The sequence below is a fragment of the Sphingopyxis sp. RIFCSPHIGHO2_12_FULL_65_19 genome, from assembly GCF_001830555.1.
In the GTDB taxonomy this organism is placed as follows: domain Bacteria; phylum Pseudomonadota; class Alphaproteobacteria; order Sphingomonadales; family Sphingomonadaceae; genus Sphingopyxis.
The window spans coordinates 1-20,909 of the sequence record NZ_MIAM01000072.1 but is presented as its reverse complement, the minus strand read 5'-3'; the positions used below and the strand labels follow the sequence as shown (position 1 = coordinate 20,909).

Below are 20,909 nucleotides of genomic sequence, written 5' to 3'. Positions count from 1 at the left end.
TCACATCTTGTTCGCCGCGATATAGCGCACGACCTGTTCTTCGAGGATGTCGAGCGGCAGCGCGCCTTCGCCGAGCACGGCTTCGTGGAAGTCGCGGATGTCGAAGCGTGGGCCCAGTTCGGTCTCGGCGCGTTTGCGCAGTTCGGCGATCTTGAGCTGGCCGACCATGTAGCTGGTCGCCTGACCCGGCCAGTTGAAATAACGGTCAACCTCGCGCGCGATGTCGGTGTCCGAAACCGAGCTGTTCGCCTTGAAATAGGCGATCGCCTGTTCGCGCGTCCAGCGTTTGGAATGAATGCCGGTGTCGAGCACCAGGCGGATCGCGCGCCACACCTGGAGCGACAACATGCCGAACCGGTCATAGGGGGTTTTATACACCCCCATTTCGTTCGCGAGCCGTTCCGAATAAAGTCCCCAGCCCTCCATATAGGCGCCATATCCGCCGAATTTGCGGAACTTCGGGATGCCGGTGAGTTCCTGCTGCCGGGCAATCTGGAAATGGTGGCCCGGCGCGCCTTCATGCGCGGCGATGCCGGCGACCTGCACCTTCTGCGTCTGGTTCATGTCGACGAGGTTGACGTAATAGATGCCGGGGCGCGACCCGTCGGCCGAGGGCGGGTTGTAAAAGGCGGTCGATGCCGTTCCTTCGCGCCATTTCTCCACCGCGCGCACTTCAAGCGGCGCCTTGGGCAACACGCGGAAATAGCGCGGAGCAGCGGTCATCGCCGACGCGATGACGGCCCGGGCATCGGCGAGATAGGTTTCGCGGCCCGCCTCGGTGTTCGGATATTTGAACTGCGGATCGGTGCGGATGTGGTCGAAAAATTGTTCGAGCGTGCCGGTGAAGCCGACCTCGCGCTTGATCGCATCCATCTCGCCGCGGATCGCCGCGACCTGGGCAAGGCCAAGGTCGTGAATCTGATCGGCGGTGAGGTTGGTGGTGGTCGAGCTTTTCAGCCGGTCGGCATAATAGGCCGCGCCGTCGGGCAGGTTCCAGGCGCCGAAATTGCCCTTCGACTGGGGCTCGATTTCGTCGATCGCGGCGATCAGTGCGGTGTAGCCCTGCCGGAACGGCCCGGTCAGCGCGGCGCTGGCATCGGCGACCAGCTTGGCCTTCGTCGCGGCCGGGGCGTCCAGCGCATCGACCTTCTTGCGGAAGTCGGCCAGCAGGGTCGAATCGGCGCCGCTGTCAAAGGGCGCGCCCGCGATGACTTTCAGCGCATCGGCGCGCGCGGGGGCGAAATTGACCTTGTTCGGGACGATCCCCGCCGCGGCCTGTTCGCGCATCGTCGCCGCGACTTCGCGCATCACGCGGTCGGTGTCGCGAAGGCGGGCGATATAGGCCTCGGCATCCTGCACGCTGTCGATTTTGTGATTGTTGATCAGCAGGACGGGAATCGCGCCCGCGGGGCTGCCGTTGGTCGAGACCGGGAAGCGGAGCTTGCGGAAACGGAGCGATTCGCGGCCGCGTTCGACTTCATATTCAAATAGTCGGTAACTGACGCGCGCACGTTCGCTGAGTTGGTCGGGCTGGAAGCGCGCGCGCATGTCCCTGAGCTGGCGTTCGGCCAGTTGCTGATCGCGCACCGCGCCGGCGTCGGTATAATCGTCGAGCCGGTCGTAGCCGGCCTTGAGACCGAGCTGAGTCTGCGATTCGGGGCTGAGTTCCAGCCGTTCATCGAAGGCCTGGTCGAGGAAAGCGAGCAGCGCCTGGTCCTGCGCGCCGGGCTGGGCGGTCTGGGCGAGCGCGGGGGCGTTCACGGCGGCAAAGGGTAAAACGGGGAGCAGCAGCAGGGCGAGGGCGAAGCGCATCAAATTCTCCTATTGAATGGACGGCTTGTCGCGCACTGCCGCGCCGGGCGCAATAATGTTTCAGCGACTGTTCGCTGGCGGGCCGTGCGGAGGGTCGCTTGGCGGTGGGGAGCGGGCGTTGACGATCCTCCCCATCGACTTGCGATGGGGAGGGGGACCGCCGCCGCAGGCGGTGGTGGAGGGGCGGCAACGTTGCGCCATTACCCCTCCGTCAGCCCTGCGGGCTGCCACCTCCCCATCGCAAGTCGATGGGGAGGAACTTTACGTCCGCTTCCGGTCGAAACCGGCCATCGCCGTTCGCTTATTTGCGCGATGCGGCGCTCTGGTCGCGGATGGCCTTGAACTCGCTGCCGTCCTGCCAGCCCGGCCATTTGGACGAGCGGGCGAGTTCATCGCCTATCTGGTAAAAAATCTCGATATCCTGAACCGAGCCATCGAGGTTCCAGTCGGCGCCCCATGCGTCGCACGCCTGATGATAGCATTTGCCGGTATAGGCATCGACCCACGCTTGTCCCGCCGGTTTGCCGCCTTCCACAAGATCGGATGCGCCCGCGATGCCCATCATCAGCAGGACGGGGACGCCGCGCTTTGCCATGCTGAAATGATCCGCGCGGTAAAAAAGGCCACGTTCGGGCAGGCTTTCGACCGACACCGTGCGTCCCTGTTTCGCGGCGAAGCGCGCGAGGTCGTCCTCCAGCGTCCCCTGTCCCTGCCCGACGAGGATGACGTCTTTGGCCTTGCCCGCGGTTTGCAGGATGTCGAGGCCGAGGTTGGCGACCGTTTTTTCGATCGGGAAGAGCGGGTTGGCGGCATAGGCTTCCGATCCGAGCAGCCCGCGTTCCTCGGCCGTCCAGAAGGCGAAGGCGATCGTGCGGTCGGGGGCTGGCGCGGCCCTGAACAGCCGTGCGATCTCGAACAGTCCTGCGACGCCGAGCGCATCGTCGTTGGCGCCCGCGCGGTATATGCGGCCCTGTTCGTCGGGCGGGCCTTCTCCATAGGCGTCCCAGTGCGCGCCATACATGATCACCTCGTCAGGGCGTTTCGTGCCGGGGATCTTGGCGAGCACATTCTGGCTTTGCACAACCGCCTGCGTCACCGGGATCGCGGCGTCGAAGCTGGTGCCAAGGTCGATGGGTTTGAAATCCTTGCGGCGTGCGGCGACGCGCAATTGCGCCAGATCCTGCCCCGCGTTTGCCAGGAGCTTTGTCGCGGTGTCGCCTGAAATCCAGCCCTGCAACGCCAGGCTCGTCACCTTTTCGGCCGGGGTGACGAGGCCGTAATTTTCGCCGCCGCCGCTTTTGACGACGTTCCAGCCATAGCCGACGCCGTCGGTGTCGTGGACGATCAGCGCGGCGATGGCACCGCGGCGCGCGGCTTCCTCGAATTTATAGGTCCAGCGCCCATAATAGGTCATCGTGCGTCCGCCGAACTTGCCGAAGGCATCCTCGCCCTTGGCCGCGACAAAATCGGGATCGTTGATCAGGAAGACCGCGACCTTGCCCTTGAGATCCTGTCCCTTGAAATCATCCCAGCCGCGTTCGGGCGCGCTGACGCCGTACCCGACGAAGACCAGCGGGGCGTTTGCGACCACAGCCCGATCTTTCGGCTGGAGCGTCGAAAGATAGATGTCGGTGCCAAAGCTTAGCGGGACCGCGGTGCCGTTGCGCCGGAAGGCGAGCGTCGTCGGGGTGCCGAGGCGCGTGTGGAGCAGGGGCACCGGCTGGGTCCAGCCGCCGTCGGTGCCCGCCGGTTCGAGCCCCAGCGCCTGTAATCTGCCGATGAGGTAACCGACCGTGCGCTCTTCGCCGATCGTTCCGGGCGCGCGGCCCTGGAACTGGTCGGAGGCGAGGGTGCGGACGGTCTGCGTGAGCTTGTCGGCGTCGATGCCCGGCTGGGCCGCAGCCGGACCGGCCGTTGCGACGGCAAGAAGAAGAGCGGAGACGGAGCGCAAGGTCATGGGGCGGGGGTTCCTGTTGTGATGTCGCTGCCTAGAGCCCGGACCCTAGAGGCTTTCCGCGCCGGATTGAAGCGTCCAGGGCGTCGGAACCCTTCACAGCCATTCGTCATCGCGCGAACGCGGGGATCACCAACATATTGTTTGACCGCAAGAAACGGGGCGCGGCGCGCGGGTGGTGGCGGCATGGGAGCGGGATGACGACCAATCGAAGACTTGCCGCCGTGACGCCGCCGGGCGCCGGGCTGGAAGAGACGCTCGACCGCGAAGGCTGGACGGTGCTGCCGGGCCTGGTCGATGCCGCGACGTGCGACAGCCTTGCCGCGCTCTATGACGCGCCGACCGGGTTCCGAAGCCATGTCCATATGGCGCGGCATGGCTTCGGGCGCGGCGAGTATCGTTATTTCGCCTATCCCTTGCCGCCCTTTGTCGAGGCCTTGCGTGCCATGCTGTACGCGCGGCTGGCGCCGATCGCGAACCGCTGGCACGACCGCATGGGGATGGAGGCGCGCTTTCCGGCCGACCATGCGGCCTTCCTGGCGCGGTGCCACGCGGCGGGGCAGCGGCGGCCGACGCCGTTGCTGCTGCAATATGGCCCGGGCGATTATAATTGCCTCCACCAGGATCTGTACGGGACGCACGTCTTTCCCTTGCAGGTTGCGGTGCTGCTGTCCGAGCCGGACACGGATTTCAGTGGCGGCGAGTTCGTGCTGACCGAACAGCGACCGCGGATGCAGTCGCGCGCCGCCGTCGTGCCGCTGACCAAGGGCGATGCGGTGGTATTTGCGGTCAACGTTCGCCCGGTGAAAGGCAGTCGCGGCGATTATCGCGTCGCGATGCGCCACGGGGTGAGCGCGATCCGGGCAGGGCAGCGGCGCACGCTGGGGGTGATATTTCACGACGCGACATAGGCATCGCGGTCGATCGCCGCCCGGCGTCAACGGCGTGTTGCGGCGCGTCGCGACGTCTCGCTATTTGGCTGGCGCATCCCCTGCCGGGCGTTTCCAGCCGTCCTTGTATTTTTCAAACCAGGCGAGGATCGCCGACGCCTTGGCCGCCGATTGCGAGGGGCGCGCGGCGATGCTGCCGTGGCTGGCGCCGGGAACCTTGACGAGCGCGGTCGGCACGCCGCGAAGGCGGAGCGCGGTGTAATATTGTTCGGATTCGCTGACCGGGGTGCGATAATCCTCTGCGCCGACGACAACCATCGTCGGCGTTTCGACATTGCCGACGAGCGACAGGGGGGAGAGGGACCAGTATAGGTCGGGCTTTTCCCATGGCTGGGCGCCGAGCCAATAGGGGCCGAAGAAGGCGGGGCCGTCGGCGGTCAGCGCCTGCGTCGTCCAGTTGATCACCGGTTTCTGCGTCACCGCGGCCTTGAAGCGGTTGGTCTTGCCCACGATCCAGCTGGTGAGCACCCCGCCCCCCGACCCGCCGGTGACGAACAGCGCGTCGGGATCGGCGATGCCGAGCGCGATCGCGCGATCGACGATCGAGATGAGGTCGAAATAATCATTGCCCGGATAGGCCTTGTCGATTTCCTGCGCGAACGCCTCGCCATAGCTGGTCGACCCGCGCGGGTTCGCCGAGAGGACCGCGTAGCCGCCCGCGGCGTACAGCTGGTTGTCGGTCGAGAAATGCGGGCCATAGGCGGTGAAGGGGCCGCCGTGGATTTCGAGGATGAGCGGCACGCGCTGCCCCTCGACATAGCCGGGGGGCAGGGTCAGCCAACCCTCGATCGCCTTGCCGTCGTGGCTGGAGGGGGTCGTGATCTTGCGCACCTCGCCCAGCGATTTCACTTCGCGCAAGCTGCGGTTGAGGTCGGTGAGGATGCGCGCCGATCCGCCGCGCGCAAGCTGGACTTCGGCCGGGCGCGTGGCGGTGCCGCCGGTGAAGGCGACCGCGCCGCCGTCGGACACGGTGAAGCTGCCGCCCGTATAAGGGCGGTCGATGCCGCCGCCCGACAGCCCGCTGGCGACGTCGCGCACCGACCCGTCGAGGGCGATGCGCGCGACTTTCGTTTCGCCATGATCGTCATATTGCGCGTAGAGCGCGCGGCCGTCCGCGGCCCATTGGATCGCATCGACGCTGTAATCCCAATTTTCGGCGACGGCGCGGCGGCCCGACCCGTCGCGGTTCATCACATAGAGATTGGTGTTTTCATAAGCGCGCCCGGCGTCGTCATAGCCGAGCCAGGCGATCTTGCCGCCGTCGGGCGAGACGATGGGGTTCGCATCGGGGCCGTTGCGGTCGGTGAGCGCGGTCACCCGTCCCCCGGTCACGTCGAGCGCGTAGATTTCGCTTTCGAGCGGATCGCGTTCCCAGTCGGGCTGGCGGTTCGCGCTGAAATAGAGGGTGCGGCCGTCACGCGACCAGCTGAGCGGCCCGCCGTCATGATAGGGGCCGAAGGTGAGCTGGCGCGGCGCGCCGCCGGTCGCGGGGACGAGAAAGATTTTCTCGAACCCCGGTTCGACATAGCCCTGTCCGTCGGCGCGATAGGTGAGGAGGTCGCGGACCTCGAGCGGGTCGGCCCATTTTGCGCCTTCGGGCTTGTTCGCGGGGGCGCTGCCGAATTTCGGCCCATCGTCCTTGACGAGCATCGTATAGGCGATCGAGCGGCCGTCGGGCGACCAGGCAAGGCTCGACGGGCTGGTGGGAAGGCCGGTGAGGCGCACCGCTTCGCCGCCGTCCATCCAGCGCACCCAGAGCTGCGCGCTGCCGCCCTCGGTCGAGGCATAGGCGAGGCGTTTTCCGTCGGGCGACCAGCGCGGCGAAAAGGCGCCGCCGCCGCGGCCCGCAACCGGGGTTTCCTGTCCCGTCGCGGTGTCGATCAGCCAGATCGAGCTGACCGCGCGGTCGGACATGATGTCGTTCGACCGGCGCACATAGGCGATGTGGCGGCCGTCGGGGCTGATCTGCGGATCGGAGGCGATCGCGAGGTCGAACAGGTCGGCGCCGGTGAGGCGGCGTTCGGGGCCTTTGCGCGCGCTGCCGGCCGCTGCCGCGGACATCGGCGCGGGGGGTTCGGCGGCGGCGGCGGGCGCGGGGTCGGCGGCGGGCGGTTGCGGCGCCTGCGCGAAAATGGGTTGCGAGGTAAGGGCGAGGAGGCTCGCCCCGAACAATGCCAGTTTGCGCATGAAATGCTTCCCCTTTTTGCGACGCGGGTGGTCTGACGGTTAAGCGGTCGCGGGTCAACCGCCGGTGCGGAGGCGGTGGACATGGCGGCGCGGGAGGTTAAGCCGGACGCGCGGGCCGGTCGGCGGCCGGACGATCAGAGACAGGGCGGACGGACATGGATTTTTCGCGATTGCAGGCATCGAGCAAGATCGGCGGCGACTGGGTCTATCCGCAGCCGCCGTGCCTGAATTTCGGCTGGCTGGAGGTCGATCGCGACCCCGCGCACCGCATTTACTGGGAAGAATATGGCAATCCCGACGGCGAGCCGGTGATGTTCCTGCACGGCGGCCCCGGCGGCGCGTGCGCGCCGGTGATGGCGCGATTCTTTGACCCCAAACGATACCGCGTCATCCTGTTCGACCAGCGCGGGTGCGGCAAGAGCGAGCCCAATGTCGCCTCGGCGGGTCCGGCGGTCGCGCTGGCGAAAAACACCACCGCCGACCTGATCGGCGATATCGAAAAACTGCGCGATCATCTGGAGATTGCGGGGCCGATGCATGTGTTCGGGGGCAGTTGGGGCAGCACGCTTGCCTTGGCCTATGCCATCGCGCATCCCGCGCATTGCGCCAGCCTGATCCTGCGCGGCATCTTCCTGGGCGCGGCGGACGATCTGCTGTATTTGTATCAGGGCAATGCCGCGACGTGGGGGGACGACCCCTATGGGCTGACCGCGCCCGGCGCCTATATCAAATATCCGGGCGAATGGGCGGCGCTGCTGTCGGTGCTGTCGCCCGACGAACGCCGCGACGTCATGGCGTCGTACAAGGCGATTTTCGACATGGTGCCCGCGAACGAGGCGGAGAAGGAGCGGCAGCTGAAGGCGGCGCTGACCTGGTCCCTGTGGGAAGGGGTGATTTCCAACATGATCCCCGAAAGCGCCGACACGGGCAAGTTCGGCGAGGCCGATTTCGCGCTGTGTTTCGCGCAGATCGAGGCGCATTATTTCGCGAACAAGCTGTTCCTGCCCGCGGGGCATTTTTTCGACCATATCGATGTGCTGGCGTCGATCCCCATCCATATCGTCCACGGCCGTTTCGACGAAGTCTGCCCGCTGACACAGGCATCGCGGCTGGTCGCCGCGCTGCGCGATGCGGGGGCGGAGCCGGTGTCTTACGTGGTGACCAACGCGGGGCATAGCGCGATGGAGCGCGAGAATGCGCTGGCGCTGACGGGGGTGATGGATGGGTTGGGGCGGATTGGGTGATTGGGGGCGAATGCCCGCGCCTTCAGGCCGGGGCGGCAGCGATGCACCTGAAGTTGGCTGTTAAGCTGCCGCCGAGCAACTCCGAAAGCGGACGCTAGGTTTTTGCACAGAGATACGGGGTTGGTCGCGCTAGCCGCACTCAGGCAAGCTGAGAAGATTGTTGGGCGGGTAGCCATCGTTTTCTGTAGCAAGATAATAACGTCGGCTAGTGGGATGCTGGCGGACTACGATCCAGACACTGACACCGTTCACCGAAGTCCAAAAGCGATGCGCGCCGCTTTGAAGGAAGGCGATTACGTTGTCGATTGTGTCATTCCAACCCGGACCGCCCAAGCGGTCAATCCTTCGGTCAATATCCGCGCCGTCCCGCCGAATACATGTTACTTGGTAATCTGCCATTATATCCTCCACAAAGCGGATCGGCCGTTTATGAGATACAGCTGGATCACAAGCGAACCGCGGTGTTAGCTATGGTTATTACGCGCGATTTCGGCGCGAGCGATAATGCCGTCCCGGTATTTGGCTTTCATCTGCGGGATAAGTTGAGCCACCATCGGATTGCTCTTGAAGGCACCGATTTTCTGGTCGATCGCGATCTCCATCGACCTGATCGCATCATCGATGCTCGCGGCGTCATTCGGATCGAAGCTGACTTCCCCGATCTTGCCGTCGAGTTCCTCGAATGCCCGAGATGCGTCTTCCAGCATCTTTTGCAATTTGTCGAAGCCGGTGATCTTTACCATCGGAATCTCCTATTTTGACCAGTGACCGAGCACCCATTCCCACTGTCGGCGGGCGTAGTCGTACCGCCAATGCGCCCTCACCCACTTTGTCTTGCCAAGCGGACGCAGCGTTTTCATGTTCTGCATCCGATCGAGCGGTTTCAGGGGCCGCAGCGGTTTCAAAGTGCGCAGTTTGCGCATTGACGCCTCCATAAAGAAAAGGCCGCTCCAATCGGAGCGGCCCAATTTTAGCCTTTCGGCGGGTAGGGATCGTTGCCGTACGACCAGGCCTCACGGAACTGGCCGTTGGCCCCTTGGATGCGAAGTTCGGCGCCTTGGTTCCTGGCGATGTCGCGTCCGCGCTCGATCGCCTGAGCCTGCGTCGCGAAAGAGCCGGTGAGGCGGCTGTTGCCCTCTCCACGGACGCCCCATCCATTACCATTCCGAACCACATATTGGTTCTTGCCACTCATGTTACTGCCTTTCTGCTCATTGAAGCGAAACCTTGCCGCACTATCTCTTGACTCAGCGAGCGCGGCGTGATTCCCCGTCTCTCAGGTAAGGCAGTATCAGTCACGAGACGACTTGTCTTACACGTGAGACACTATCGCCGCTGGCCCTGGGGAGTCAAGGGCCCTGTTGGAGATTTTCATGGAAACCCTGCCCATCGAGGATTTGGGGCGCCTTATCGCTAAAAAGCGTGGCACCCGCGGTATCAGGTCGGCCGCTGCCGAAGCAGGAGTCAGTTCGGCTACGTTGTCGAGAGTTGAGAATGGCAACGTTCCTGATCTCGCGACCTTCGCGAAGATATGTCGTTGGCTCGGCGTTGACCCGGCTATCTTCCTAGGAATCGAAACAAATGACGGGCCAGCTAAGCGGCCTGCGGTCGTCCACTTTCGCAAGAAGAAGACCTTTTCTCCTGACACTGCTGAGTCGTTGGCAGAGCTCATCTTGGCTGCTCAAAGGGCGAAAGATGCCCGACTGGCGTTGCAGCAACAGTAGGAATGCGTCGGGGGTTTAAGGCCGAGTCCGAGAGGCTATCAGAGGCTGCGCGGGCGTCGCTGGGTCTGGGCCCGCTCGAGAAGCTTGATCCATGGATTTACGCTGAATCGCTGGGGGCCCACGTTTTGGGCGCAGACGAACTCGATCTGCCGCCGCAGCATGCCACCCAACTGCTCCAGCGCGACCCCGACAGTTGGTCGGGTATGACGCTCGCAGAAGATGGCCTGCTCCTCATTGTGCTCAACTCCGCACAGAGCAAGCGTCGCCAAGCTTCAACGTTGATGCATGAGCTTGCGCATTCGATTTTAGACCACACGCCCGCAAGCGTTCAGGTTTCGCCTGCGGGGTTGGTGCTGCTCTCAGACTATTCGGACGAGCAGGAGGAGGAAGCTGACTGGCTTGGAGGTGCACTCCTGCTTCCCCAAGCGGCTCTCTATCATCACCGAAGTAGTGGCCAATCCGTGTCTGATATTGCACGGCACTTCGGTGTGAGTGAAGATCTGTGCCATTGGCGTTGCCGCATGACGGGTACCGAAAAGCGAATGGCATTCCGTTCACGCGCATAGAGTGCATCAGCGAGGCTTCCGAAACGAATGTCCGCTTCCTTCAAATTGAATCCCGAAGCCGCCGATCCGCTAGCGGTCAATCTGGAAAAATGTGAGAACGGAATGACTCTAATTTACCATATCGGTTAAAATCTCTTGACATCGTCACGCTGATATGGCACAAGTGTCACATCATGAAGAATTGCGAGTCGGGCCGGCGCCCTTCCCCAGTGGGGGAGGGTGTTCCGGCCCGATTGCTTTGGGAGGCGATGGGCGATGGGGGATATTATCCGGGCCGGGAACAAGCAGTTATTGATGAAAGCCACGGCGTCGGGGCGCGAGATGCCGCAGGCGCGGCTCGACGAGTTTCTGGTCCGGCTGGCCGAAAGCTGTAACATGTCGCGCGCCGCGCAGCAGGCGGGGGTTGCGCACAGCACGATATACCGGCTGCGCGCGCGCGATCCCGATTTTGCCGCGGCGTGGCAGCAGGCGATCGAGGCGGGGTATGAACGGTTGGAGTTGGCGCTGGTCGAAGCCGCGCTGGCGCGCGTCACGCGGCGGGCCGCGGTGGGCGTGCCCTGGCAAGGCGGTGTCGCGGCGGATGATTCCGGCGCGGGCGAGTCCGGCGCGGAGGATGCGGGCGCGGAGGATTTGGGTGCGGGCGCCGCCGATGCGCGCGATGCCGACGCCGATGCCGACGCCGATATGCCGCTGGTCGAGCCGATGACGATGGAGCAGGCGATCGCGCTGCTCGGCCGTTATCGCGCGACGGTGCGCAGCGGCCGGTTCCAGACCCCCCGGCCGAACGCGGCGCGGATGCCGACGCCCGAAGAAACCGACGAGGCGATCCTGTCGCGGCTGGCGGTGCTGCGCCGCCAGCGCGGCTGGGACGATCTGTAAGCCATGGCGCAGGCGACACGCGACGTCGTGGGCGACGTGCTGGAAAAGCTGAGCGGTTTGAAGGCGGGGCAGTTGCGGCTGTTGATGCGGCAGGTGGGGGCGAAATATCGCCGCGAGCTGATCGAACGCTGGCAGGGATGGGCGCAGCCGGGGCAGTGCGAACCGCCGGGCGACTGGCGCATCTGGATGATCCGCGCCGGGCGCGGGTTCGGCAAGACGCGCGCGGGCGCCGAATGGATCAGTGAATGGGCGCGCATGGTGCCGGGGGGACGGATCGCACTGGTCGCGGCGAACGACGCCGACGGGCTGCGCGTGATGATCGAGGGGCCGAGCGGGCTGCTGGCGGTTGCGCGGTCGGGCGAGACGCCGCGCTGGATCGGCGGGCGGCGCGAGCTGCATTTCGACAGCGGCGCCATCGCGACGCTCTATTCGGCGGCGGCGCCCGAAAATCTGCGCGGGCCCGAACATCATGCGGCGTGGTGCGACGAGCTGGCGAAATGGCCCAAGGGCGAGGCGGCGTGGGACAATCTGATCCTGGGCCTGCGGCAGGGCGAGGCGCCGCGCGTGCTGGTGACGACGACGCCGCGCCCGACCGCGCTGATGCGGCGGATCATGGCGTTGCCGGGATATGAGGAGACGCGCGGCGGGACGCACGACAATGCCTATCTGCCGTCGACCTTTGTCGAGGCGATGCTGGCGAGTTACGGCGGGACGCGGCTGGGGCGGCAGGAGCTGGACGGCGAATTGCTGGAGGATGTCGAAGGCGCGCTGTGGCCGCGCGCGTTGATCGAGGGGTGCCGGGTCGATGCGGACAGCATCGGCAAATATGTGCGCGTCGTGATCGGGGTCGATCCGCCGGCGACATCGCATGGCGATGCGTGCGGGATCGTCGTCGCGGCGTTGCTGCGCGACGGGCGGCTGGCGGTGGTCGAGGATGCCAGCGTCGACAATCCGCCGCCCGCGATGTGGGCGCAGGCGGTCGCCGCCGCGGCGGCGCGCTGGGGCGCCGACCGGGTGGTGGCGGAGAGCAATATGGGCGGCGAGATGGTCGAGGGCACGTTGCGCCATGCCCGACGTCGCGGCGAACAGCCTGTCGATCGCGTTCGGCAATTTCCGCGCCGGTTACCTGGTCGCCGATCGCGGCGAGACGCGCATCCTGCGCGATCCGTTCAGCAACAAACCCTTCGTGCATTTCTATGCAACCAAAAGGGTCGGCGGCGCGATCATCGATTCACAAGCCATCAAATTGATGAAATTCGCCGCCAGCTGATCGGCTGGCGCGCGATGGACGCCCGGCCCTCGCCTCTTTCCCTTTCGGGACGAGGCCGGGCGTCAATCTTTCCCGACATCAACAGAAGGATGGCCGTGCCATGCCGACCCTTTTTTTCGCCGACCTGGTGCGCGAGCTGTGCCAGGAGGGCGGGACCGGACCGCTGACGCCCACGGGCGCGGTGCCGGGCCATCGCCGCTTTGCAGCCGCCGTTCCGGCGAACATGCCGTTTCATTATGCCGTCGCCGGGATCGCCCATCCCGACCAGTGGGAAGTCGGTGAGGGGCGGATCGACGGGCTGGGCCGGCTGGTCCGCGACGCGGTTGCGGCGTCGTCGAGCGGCGGCGCGGCGGTCGATTTCCTGCCCGGGCTGAAGACGATCGCGCTGACCGTCGGGGCGAGCTGGTTCGCGGGGAGCGGTGCCGGCGAGGTGGCGCAGGATGACGCGATCGCGGCGCTGGCGACCGGCCTTGCCGCAAAACAGCCGCTGTCGACGACGCATGACGCCGCGGCGACCGCCGATGCGGACGATCTGGTCACCGTCCGGCGCGGCGGCGGCTGGGTCAATGTGCCGCTGGCGACCTTTGCCTTTCGCGATGCCGACGGGCGCCACCTGCTGAGCGGTCCGCTGGATGCGCCGGATGGCGCCGCGGCGGCCCCCGCGATCGGTTTTGCCGCCGATATGGGCAGCGGGCTGTTCCGTCCGGGCGCCGACATGATCGGCATCGCGACGGGCGGGACCGAGCGGTTGCGCCTGACGGCGTCGGGACATCTGGGCATCGGGACGGTCGCGCCGACGGCGCCCCTGCACGTCGCTCAGCCGAATGCGACGATCGCGACGATCGAGGCGACCAACGTCGGCGCGACCGACACGCAGCTGCGCATACTGACCCCCGATCGCGATTGGCGGATCGGGCAGAATGTCGGCGCCGCCGGGGTCGGGGCGCTGATCTTTTACGATGTGACCGCGGGTGGGCCGCGCCTGGTGATCGAGCCCAATGGCGCGTTCCGCCCCGGCATGGACGGCGGGCAGCCGCTGGGCACGGCGGCGGCGCGCTGGTCGCAGCTGTTCGCCGCGACGGGGGTCATCAACACGTCCGATGCGCGCGGCAAGCAGTGGCGCGGCGCGGCGAGCGATGCCGAAATGCGCGCCGCGACCCGCATCGCCGCCGAGCTGGGATTTTACCAGTGGAGCGATGCGATCGCCGAAAAGGGCGCCGCCGACGCACGCTATCATTTCGGCGTCCGCGCGCAGGCGGTGTGGTCGATCATGGCCGACGAAGGGCTGATCGCGCCGCTGGACGCCGACGGGCGGCCGGGGGCGACGCCCTATGCCTTTTTGTGCTGGGACATGTGGGACGCGGGGGACGCCGCCGATACCGACGGCGCCGAACGGTTCGGGTTGCGCCCCGACCAGCTGGCGCTGTTCCTGATCGCGGCGCAGGCGCGCCGGATCGCCGCGCTGGAGGCTGCGGCGTGACCGGCGGATCGGCGCTGGGGGCGCGGGCGATCGGCGATGTCGCGCGCCGCGACCTTGCCAGCGAATGGAGCGGCCCCGCGCCCGCCGCGGCGCAGGTTGCGGTGCCCGTGGTCCGCGAGACGGGCCGCCGCATCATCCTGCGCAAACCCTGAAAGAAAGGACCGGCATGACGATGATGGTGAAAGATCCGGACAGCCGGATCGATTTCGAGTTCGACTGGGCCGCCGCCTATCCGGGCGGACAGGCCGTGACGGCGAGCGCGTGGACGGTCGCGCCGGGCGAGGCGGGCGGCGTCGCGGTCGCGGCGGCGGCGCACGACCTGACGCGCGCGACCGTGGCGTTGGCGGGCGGGGTCGCCGGGCATGTCTATCGCGTTACCAATCGCGTGACGTTGAGTGACGGGCAGATCGACGAGCGGTCGATGACGGTGCGGGTGGAGGAACGGTGATGGCGGAAAGTCTGTTGCCGGGCGAGGCCCCGGTCAGCCTGAACGAAGCGCGAAGCTGGCTGCGGCTGGGGGCGACGGTCGACGATGCGGTGGTGGCGGGGCTGGTCCGCGCCGCGACCAATATCTGCGAGGCGTTCATCGGCCAGTGGCTGATCGTGCGGGCGGGCGAGGAAATCCTGCCGCTGGTGGCGGGGACGTTCCAGCCGACCGCGCGGCCGATCGTCGCGATCGATGCGGTCGACCTGTTGCTACCGGATGGCGGGGCGGAGACGCTGGGCACCGGCGATTATCGGACGATCATCGGCCGCGACGGCACCGCGCGGGTGACGATCGGCGACCCCGGCGGGGCGGCGCGGGTGCGCGCCGCCTATCGCGCGGGGATGGCCGACGGCGCGAACGCCGTGCCCGAGGCGATCCGCCAGGGCATCATCCGCATGACGCAGCATTTGCACGATGCGCGCGACGGCACGGGGGCGGCACCGCCCGCGGCGATCGCGGCGCTGTGGCAGCCGTGGCGCCGCCTGACGCTGGGCAGCGGGCGATGACGGGTGTCGACGGTGCGCTGCGCGCGCGCGTGCTGGACCTGCTGGCGCGCGATGCGGCGCTGGCGGGGCTGGTGCACGGCATATTCGACGGGACGCCGCCACGCGCCAGTGCGCCCTATGTCTCCATCGGCGCGGCGGAGGGCCGCGAGTGGGGCACAAAGGATCGCGCCGGGCGCGAAATTCGCCTGACGCTGACGCTGGTGGGCGTGGGCGATGCGGCCGCTGATGCGGCGGCGCGGATCGAGGCGGTGGTCGGCGCATTGCGCGGCGCGGCGGGCGACTGGACGGTGGTCGCCGTGCGGACGATCCGCACGCGGTTTACCTTTGCCCGCGACGGCGGCTGGCGGCACGACATGGTGGTGCGGTGCCGGTGCCTGGCAGCATAAGCCCGCCGACGGCATCGCCGCAGCGAGGATGATGGATCAATCGCCCGGCAGCGTGTTGGACGATTTATAATCCTTGAACTTGTCGGTGAAATTGGCGTGATAATCGTCGATCTGCATTTCGGCGTCTTCGGTCGCGAGCTTTTCGGAATCGCCGCCCGAGCGGCCGAGCGCAATCACCGCCTTGCGGAACGCGTCGCGTTCGGTCGAACAATTCGCCTTCACCGTCATTTCATATTCGGCCTCTTCCATCTTGGCCTCCAGCGCCTTTTTCATGTCGGTGCGCAGGCATTTGGTGAAGGCGGCGCGCGTCGTGTCGACGGCCGCCGAGGGCGACTGCGCCATGAGCGCCAAAACGATTGTCGTGATCAGCATCCTGCGACTCCCCATTTGCAGTATTTTTTCCCCGAGGAGATTAGACGATGGCGATTGAAAATGGGAGCGATTTTCTGCTCAAGATCGGCGACGGCGAGGTGCCGCCCGCTTACCGGACGGTGGCGGGCCTGCGCACGACGCAGATGTCGGTGAACGGCGAGGCGGTGAACGTCACGACGAAGGATTCGGGCGGTTGGCGCGAGCTGTTGTCGGGTGCCGGGGTGCGGTCGGTTTCGGTGAGCGCGGCGGGCATCTTTACCGGGTCCGACGCCGAGGTGCGGCTGCGCGCGGCGGCGCTGTCGGGGGTGCTCGACGATTATGAGCTGAGCTTTGAAAGCGGCGAGCGGATGCGCGGGCGGTTCCTGGTCACGCGGCTCGATTATGCGGGCGATTATAATGGCGAGCGCAACTACACGCTCAACCTGGAGTCGAGCGGCGCGGTGGCGAGCCTGTGAGCGCGGCGAACGGACTGCGCGGCGAAGCCGAGCTGCGCGTTGGCGGCCAATTGCTGGTGTTGCGACCGAGCTTTGCCGCGCTGGTCGCGGCGGAGAGCGAACTGGGGCCGCTGTTCGCGCTGGTCGAACGCGCCGCCGACGGGCGGCTGGCGCTGGGCGAACTGGCGACGCTGTTCTGGCACTGCGTGAAGGATCGGCCCGATATGCTGACGCGCGAGGCGGTCGGCGAGGCGGTCGTGACGCAAGGGCTGGCGGCGGTCAGCCCGGCGCTGCGCGCCTTGTTGGGGCAGATATTGCAGGGGCGGTGACATGACGGACGGCGGGCTGGGCCGGGCAGCGATGGCGCTGGCCGGGGTGATGGCGCGCGTCGCGGGGTGGCGGCCCGACGAATTCTGGGCCGCGACCCCCGCCGACGTGCGGGCGGTGCTGGGCGGGTGGGCCGGGGCCAATGACGCGGTGCCGTTCGACAGCGCGGCGCTGGCGGCCATGATGGAGCAATTTCCCGATGGATGAGATCGACGAAATGGTCGTCGCGGTGCGCGCCGACACGGTGGCGTTCCGGCGCGACATTGCGGCGCTGCGCGGCGAGCTGGAAGGATCGCTGGGCGATGGTGCCGATGCCGCCGGGCGCGCGATCGAGCGGGCGCTGAACCGCGCGATCGTCAGCGGAAAATTGGGGTTCGAGGATCTGAAGCGGCTGGCGCTGTCGGTGATGGCCGACATCGCGCGCGCCGCCATGTCGAACGGCATCGGCGCGGCGATGGGCGGCGGCGGGCAGGGCGAGGGGCAAGGCGGCGGCGGATTGCTGGCGCTGGCGCTGTCGCTGTTCGGGGCGCCGGGGCGCGCGACGGGCGGGCCGGTCAGCGCCGGGCGCGCCTACCGCGTGGGCGAGCGCGGACCCGAGCTGTTCGTGCCGACCGCCAGCGGGCGGATCGAGGCGGCGGGCGGCGGCGCGCGCAACATCGCGATCACGGTGAATGTGCAGGGGCATGCGCCGTTGCCGGCGATCGACCTTCCCGCCGCGCCGGGGGTGGCGGTCCCGGCGCCCGACTGGCCCGATGCGGTCGGCACGGTGTATCTGTTCGACCTTCCCAACATCGGCAGCCCCGCCGCGGCGTCGCCGCATATCCTGGTTGCGGGGGCGGGAAGCAACGATGGCTGGCGCGGCGCCGATTGCTGGATCGTCGTGGCGCCGGGCACGGAGCCCATATCGGTTGGCACGGTGCGGCCCGCGGCGGCGCTGGGCGCGCTGGCCGCGCCGCTGGCGGCGGGAACCGAGGATCTGTTCGACCTGGCGAACAATGTGCTGGTCGCGCTGGTCAATCCGGCGATGACGCTGGAATCGGTGGAGGAAACGGCGCTGCTGGGCGGCGCGAACCGGGCGATGGTCGGCGGCGAGTTGCTGCAATTCGGCGCTGCCGATGTCGTGGCGCCGGGGGTCTGGCGCCTGTCGCGCCTGCTGCGCGGACGTGGCGGCACGGCGGCCGATACGCCGCATGTGACCGGCACGCCCTTTGTCCTGCTCGACGATCCTGCGCTGATGATGCTGCCCGACACGATCGCGGGATGGGCCGAGGGGGGCGCCGCGGTGCTGCAATGGGCGCCGCGCGGCGGGACGGTCTTGACCGACGTGGCGGTGCCGGGAACCGGCCGCGCGCTGCGACCCCCGGCGCCGGTGCATGGCGAAGTCCGCGGCGACGGGGCGGGCGGCGTGACGATCGGCTGGACCAGGCGCAGCCGGGTCGACACGGGCTGGCGCGATCATGTCGACCTGCCGGTCGGCGAGAGCCGCGAGGCCTGGATTGTCGCACTGACGCCGCCGGTTGCCGGCATCGGCCCGTGGGAATGCCCGTCGCCGTCGTTGGCGATCGCCGCGGCGACCTTTGCCGCGCTGCCGCCCGGTTGCGCCATCGAGATTCGCCAGGCGGGCGACTTCGCGCTGTCGCCCGCGCTGACCTTGCCGCTGAATTGAAAGGATAAGTGATGACCGACATGCCCGCCACATCGCGTTTTGCCTTGCCGTTGCTTGCCGTTGCGCAGGCGCAGAAAGAGGTCACGCACAACGAGGCGCTGGTCCGGATCGACGCGTTGATCCACGCCGCCGTCGAAGCGGGACCGATCGCCGTTCCGCCTTCGGAACCCGCCAGCGGGCAATGCTGGATCGTCGGTGCGGCCGCGACGGGGGTGTGGGCGGGTCGGGACGATTCGCTGGCGCTGTGGACCGCCGGCGGGTGGCGTTTCATTCCGCCGCGCGAAGGAATGTCGGTGACCCGCCTGACCGATCGGGTGCAGCTTCAATTCAGAGCGGGCGCGTGGACGGCGCCGGGGGCGATAGCGGTCCCCGCAGGGGGGTCGACAATCGATGCCGAAGCGCGTAGCGCCATTGCAATGTTGATCCTGCATCTTGCCGCGCAGGGCATTCTGATATCAGGCTGAATTTTCCATTCGTTCGCTTTGTTAGTGCGACTTTTTGGCAACAGATTGACGATTTGTTCACTTGCACGGAACCAAAGCGGCGAGTAGGACGTCTGCCGAGACGTATATCTCAATTGAAAGGGGAATTACTATGAGGAAGCTTGCCGTCGCTCTGGCGTTGGCCTCCACCACCCTGGCGTCGCCCGTTCTGGCGCGCGACAACTCCTGGTATGTTGGTGTGGGTGCAGGCGCAATGCTCGTCGAGGACCTGGACCTCGATATCGGCACGTTCAACAATGCCGGTACGCTCGATCATCGCGCTGGCTATGATTTTGAAGGTACGGTTGGTTATGACTTCGGCGGTTTCCGCGCGGAAGTCGAAGTCGGCTATCGTGAAGCCGACATCAAGTCGGGCCGTTTCACCACCCCGGGCATTCCGCAGTCGGTTGGCGGCGGCGGTCCTCTGGCGACCGGCTCGTTCGACCTGAATGGCGACAGCAACGCGCTGAGCTTCATGGTCAACGGCATGCTCGACTTCGGCGACGACGATGGCCTTCAGGGCTTTGTCGGCGGCGGTGCCGGTGTCTCGCGCGTTTCGGTTGAGCCGGTCTATGCCGGTAACTTCCTCGACGATTCGGACACGGGCTTTGCCTGGCAGGCGATTGCGGGCGTTCGCGCTCCGCTCAGCGACAACATCGACGTTGGCCTGAAGTATCGTTTCTTCAACGTCGACAACCTCGACCTGGTCGACCAGACCGGCCGCGACGTTTCGACGCGCTTCCGTTCGCACTCGATCCTGGGCACGCTGACGTTCAACTTCGGTGGCGCTCCGGCGCCGGTGGAACCGGCTCCTCCGCCGCCCCCGCCGCCGCCCCCGCCGCCCCCGCCGCCCCCGCCGCCTCCGCCGCCGGTGGTTTGCGAGCCCGGACCGTATATCGTGTACTTCGACTGGGATCAGTCGAACATCACGCCGGAAGCGGCTTCGACGCTCGACAACGCGATCAGCGCCTACAACCGTGGTTGCACGGGTACGCAGGTCATGCTCGCCGGTCACGCCGACCGTTCGGGTTCGGCCACGTACAACGTCGGCCTTTCGGAACGCCGCAACACCGCGGTTCGCAGCTATCTGACCGCTCGCGGTATCTCGGACGGCTCGATCAGCGCGCAGGGCTTCGGCGAAAGCCGCCCGGCCGTTGCGACTGCCGATGGCGTCCGCAACGACCAGAACCGTCGCGTGGAAATCACTTACGGTCCGAACTCGGGCATGTAAGACCGATTTCCGCTCCCGACAGGGACTGGAAGAAAAAGAGGGGCGGCATCGAAAGGTGCCGCCCTTTCTTTATGCGCGCCGCACTTTCCCGGCGCGCTGGCCGCGGCGGCCAGCCCACGCGCATCGTCGATCGGTTCTTGCTTCTATTGTATTATGATATATCATAACTGATGAAGTAGAGGATGTGCCGATGCTTCGCACGACGGGGTAGGGTCCCGCGCGCGCGGGCTGCCTCCCCAACCGGGAGAGAAGCCATGCGTCGACGCCGCAGCATTTTTCGCACCGACCCCAACGCCAGCCCGCTGATCAACACCACCCCGCTGATCGACGTGATGCTGGTGATGCTGGTGATGTTTATCATCACCATTCCCCCGCCGACGCACAGCATCGACGTGACGCTGCCCGGCGAGCCACCGCCGCATGGCGAGGTGCTCGACGAGAATCGCGTCACCATCGACACCGCCGACGTGATCCGTTGGAACGACGAGGCCGTCGACCTGACGCAGCTGGGGCTGTTGGTCAAACGGGCGGCCGAGCGGCCCGAGCCGGCGGCGATCCTGCTCGAACCCGCCGCGCGGGCGCGTTATCTGCGCGTCGATGAAGCGATCGGGGCGATCCGGCGCAATGGCGGGTCGAAACTCGCCTTTCCCGGCATCCACAGCTACGCCGGATTGATCTGACCCGCGCGGCGGTTCCTGCTGCCGGTCAGAGGTGGCGCCGGTCAGAGGTGGCGCCGGTCAGGTGGCGCCGGTCAGGTGGTTGGGGCCGTTCCGGGCCGAAGATAGCGCATCATATAGCCGACATAATCCGCCTTGCCGAGCGGGACGCCCATGTGGCGCAGGACCGCATAGGCCGCGGTGCGGTGGAAGTAGAATTGCGGTTGCGCCCAGTCGCGGACATAGTCGAACGCGCGCATGTCGAAGGTCATGCCGTTGGGCAGGGTGAAGCTGAC

At 66.7% G+C, this 20,909-nt stretch carries 26 protein-coding genes and 2 pseudogenes; 19 read left to right on the top strand and 9 right to left on the bottom strand.

The window, feature by feature from the left end; translation table 11 throughout:
• Positions 1–1,812, bottom strand: a complete 1,812-nt coding sequence (locus A3E77_RS19190; protein ID WP_293649216.1) for a DUF885 domain-containing protein — start codon at positions 1,810–1,812, stop codon at positions 1–3.
• Positions 1,813–2,113: 301 nt separating this feature from the next.
• On the bottom strand, positions 2,114–3,769 hold the full coding sequence (locus A3E77_RS19185) for a M20/M25/M40 family metallo-hydrolase (protein ID WP_293649213.1): 1,656 nt from the start codon (positions 3,767–3,769) through the stop codon (positions 2,114–2,116).
• Positions 3,770–3,963: 194 nt separating this feature from the next.
• Here A3E77_RS19185 and A3E77_RS19180 point away from each other — a divergent pair, with 194 nt between their 5' ends.
• Positions 3,964–4,677, top strand: coding sequence for a 2OG-Fe(II) oxygenase (locus A3E77_RS19180; RefSeq protein WP_293649210.1), 714 nt, complete (start codon positions 3,964–3,966; stop codon positions 4,675–4,677).
• Between the two features lie 60 nt (positions 4,678–4,737).
• Here A3E77_RS19180 and A3E77_RS19175 read toward each other — a convergent pair whose 3' ends face one another.
• Positions 4,738–6,903, bottom strand: coding sequence for a S9 family peptidase (locus A3E77_RS19175; protein WP_293649208.1), 2,166 nt, complete (start codon positions 6,901–6,903; stop codon positions 4,738–4,740).
• Between the two features lie 155 nt (positions 6,904–7,058).
• On the opposite strand from A3E77_RS19175, the gene pip reads away from it, so the two are divergent.
• Positions 7,059–8,147: a prolyl aminopeptidase gene (pip, locus tag A3E77_RS19170; RefSeq protein ID WP_293649206.1), complete on the top strand. Its 1,089-nt coding sequence runs from the start codon at positions 7,059–7,061 to the stop codon at positions 8,145–8,147.
• Positions 8,148–8,276: 129 nt separating this feature from the next.
• Here the strand turns inward: pip and A3E77_RS19440 are convergent, their stop codons facing one another.
• The 4 genes from A3E77_RS19440 to A3E77_RS19155 all read right to left on the bottom strand — a co-directional run bounded on the left by A3E77_RS19440 (position 8,277) and on the right by A3E77_RS19155 (position 9,342).
• The gene (locus A3E77_RS19440; RefSeq protein ID WP_366652651.1) at positions 8,277–8,546 is read right to left on the bottom strand and encodes a DUF3892 domain-containing protein; all 270 of its coding nucleotides are present in this window, start codon (positions 8,544–8,546) and stop codon (positions 8,277–8,279) included.
• Positions 8,547–8,611: 65 nt separating this feature from the next.
• Positions 8,612–8,854, bottom strand: coding sequence for a hypothetical protein (locus A3E77_RS19165; RefSeq protein WP_293649203.1), 243 nt, complete (start codon positions 8,852–8,854; stop codon positions 8,612–8,614).
• A gap of 45 nt (positions 8,855–8,899) precedes the next feature.
• Positions 8,900–9,070: a hypothetical protein gene (locus tag A3E77_RS19160; protein ID WP_293649200.1), complete on the bottom strand. Its 171-nt coding sequence runs from the start codon at positions 9,068–9,070 to the stop codon at positions 8,900–8,902.
• Between the two features lie 47 nt (positions 9,071–9,117).
• Positions 9,118–9,342 carry a DUF2188 domain-containing protein gene (locus A3E77_RS19155; protein ID WP_293649197.1) on the bottom strand — a complete coding sequence of 75 codons (225 nt, stop codon included), beginning with the start codon at positions 9,340–9,342 and terminating at the stop codon, positions 9,118–9,120.
• Between the two features lie 178 nt (positions 9,343–9,520).
• On the opposite strand from A3E77_RS19155, the gene A3E77_RS19150 reads away from it, so the two are divergent.
• The 10 genes and pseudogenes from A3E77_RS19150 to A3E77_RS19105 all read left to right on the top strand — a co-directional run bounded on the left by A3E77_RS19150 (position 9,521) and on the right by A3E77_RS19105 (position 15,445).
• On the top strand, positions 9,521–9,871 hold the full coding sequence (locus tag A3E77_RS19150; RefSeq protein WP_137871790.1) for a helix-turn-helix domain-containing protein: 351 nt from the start codon (positions 9,521–9,523) through the stop codon (positions 9,869–9,871).
• Between the two features lie 2 nt (positions 9,872–9,873).
• Entirely contained in the window at positions 9,874–10,437 is a 564-nt protein-coding gene (locus A3E77_RS19145; protein ID WP_293649194.1) for an ImmA/IrrE family metallo-endopeptidase, read from the top strand.
• A gap of 294 nt (positions 10,438–10,731) precedes the next feature.
• Positions 10,732–11,316, top strand: coding sequence for a hypothetical protein (locus A3E77_RS19140; RefSeq protein ID WP_293649191.1), 585 nt, complete (start codon positions 10,732–10,734; stop codon positions 11,314–11,316).
• A gap of 3 nt (positions 11,317–11,319) precedes the next feature.
• Positions 11,320–12,330: pseudogene (locus A3E77_RS19135) on the top strand (terminase large subunit domain-containing protein); the annotation flags it as partial.
• A gap of 52 nt (positions 12,331–12,382) precedes the next feature.
• Positions 12,383–12,586: pseudogene (locus A3E77_RS19130) on the top strand (phage major capsid protein); the annotation flags it as partial.
• A gap of 100 nt (positions 12,587–12,686) precedes the next feature.
• A complete protein-coding gene (locus A3E77_RS19125; RefSeq protein WP_293649188.1) occupies positions 12,687–14,066 on the top strand; it encodes a tail fiber domain-containing protein in 1,380 nt (459 codons plus the stop codon).
• Complete coding sequence (locus A3E77_RS19120) at positions 14,063–14,218, top strand: hypothetical protein (protein WP_293649185.1); 156 nt, start codon at positions 14,063–14,065, stop codon at positions 14,216–14,218. The genes A3E77_RS19125 and A3E77_RS19120 overlap by 4 nt, the downstream gene beginning before the upstream one ends.
• A 14-nt stretch (positions 14,219–14,232) precedes the next feature.
• Positions 14,233–14,514, top strand: coding sequence for a phage fiber-tail adaptor protein (locus tag A3E77_RS19115; RefSeq protein ID WP_293649183.1), 282 nt, complete (start codon positions 14,233–14,235; stop codon positions 14,512–14,514).
• Entirely contained in the window at positions 14,514–15,059 is a 546-nt protein-coding gene (locus A3E77_RS19110; RefSeq protein ID WP_293649180.1) for a head-tail connector protein, read from the top strand. Before A3E77_RS19115 ends, A3E77_RS19110 begins: the two co-directional genes overlap by 1 nt.
• The gene (locus tag A3E77_RS19105) at positions 15,056–15,445 is read left to right on the top strand and encodes a DUF3168 domain-containing protein (RefSeq protein ID WP_293649177.1); all 390 of its coding nucleotides are present in this window, start codon (positions 15,056–15,058) and stop codon (positions 15,443–15,445) included. The genes A3E77_RS19110 and A3E77_RS19105 overlap by 4 nt, the downstream gene beginning before the upstream one ends.
• Positions 15,446–15,481: 36 nt before the next feature.
• Here A3E77_RS19105 and A3E77_RS19100 read toward each other — a convergent pair whose 3' ends face one another.
• Complete coding sequence (locus tag A3E77_RS19100; RefSeq protein ID WP_293649174.1) at positions 15,482–15,817, bottom strand: hypothetical protein; 336 nt, start codon at positions 15,815–15,817, stop codon at positions 15,482–15,484.
• 47 nt (positions 15,818–15,864) lie between these two features.
• Between A3E77_RS19100 and A3E77_RS19095 the strand changes: the two genes are divergently transcribed.
• From A3E77_RS19095 to A3E77_RS19065, 7 genes are all read left to right on the top strand, one after another.
• Entirely contained in the window at positions 15,865–16,272 is a 408-nt protein-coding gene (locus A3E77_RS19095; RefSeq protein WP_293649172.1) for a phage major tail protein, TP901-1 family, read from the top strand.
• Entirely contained in the window at positions 16,269–16,580 is a 312-nt protein-coding gene (locus A3E77_RS19090; RefSeq protein ID WP_293649170.1) for a gene transfer agent family protein, read from the top strand. Before A3E77_RS19095 ends, A3E77_RS19090 begins: the two co-directional genes overlap by 4 nt.
• Before the next feature lies 1 nt (position 16,581).
• On the top strand, positions 16,582–16,785 hold the full coding sequence (locus A3E77_RS19085; protein ID WP_293649167.1) for a phage tail assembly chaperone: 204 nt from the start codon (positions 16,582–16,584) through the stop codon (positions 16,783–16,785).
• Positions 16,778–18,244: a GTA baseplate fiber-binding domain-containing protein gene (locus tag A3E77_RS19080; RefSeq protein ID WP_293649164.1), complete on the top strand. Its 1,467-nt coding sequence runs from the start codon at positions 16,778–16,780 to the stop codon at positions 18,242–18,244. The genes A3E77_RS19085 and A3E77_RS19080 overlap by 8 nt, the downstream gene beginning before the upstream one ends.
• 11 nt (positions 18,245–18,255) lie before the next feature.
• Complete coding sequence (locus tag A3E77_RS19075) at positions 18,256–18,708, top strand: DUF2793 domain-containing protein (RefSeq protein WP_293649161.1); 453 nt, start codon at positions 18,256–18,258, stop codon at positions 18,706–18,708.
• 130 nt (positions 18,709–18,838) lie between these two features.
• Complete coding sequence (locus tag A3E77_RS19070; protein WP_293649219.1) at positions 18,839–19,957, top strand: OmpA family protein; 1,119 nt, start codon at positions 18,839–18,841, stop codon at positions 19,955–19,957.
• A gap of 254 nt (positions 19,958–20,211) precedes the next feature.
• Positions 20,212–20,637, top strand: coding sequence for an ExbD/TolR family protein (locus A3E77_RS19065; RefSeq protein WP_293649158.1), 426 nt, complete (start codon positions 20,212–20,214; stop codon positions 20,635–20,637).
• Positions 20,638–20,708: 71 nt separating this feature from the next.
• Here the strand turns inward: A3E77_RS19065 and A3E77_RS19060 are convergent.
• The coding region (locus A3E77_RS19060; protein ID WP_293649156.1) for a DUF1993 family protein at positions 20,709–20,909 on the bottom strand (201 nt) is incomplete at its 5' end.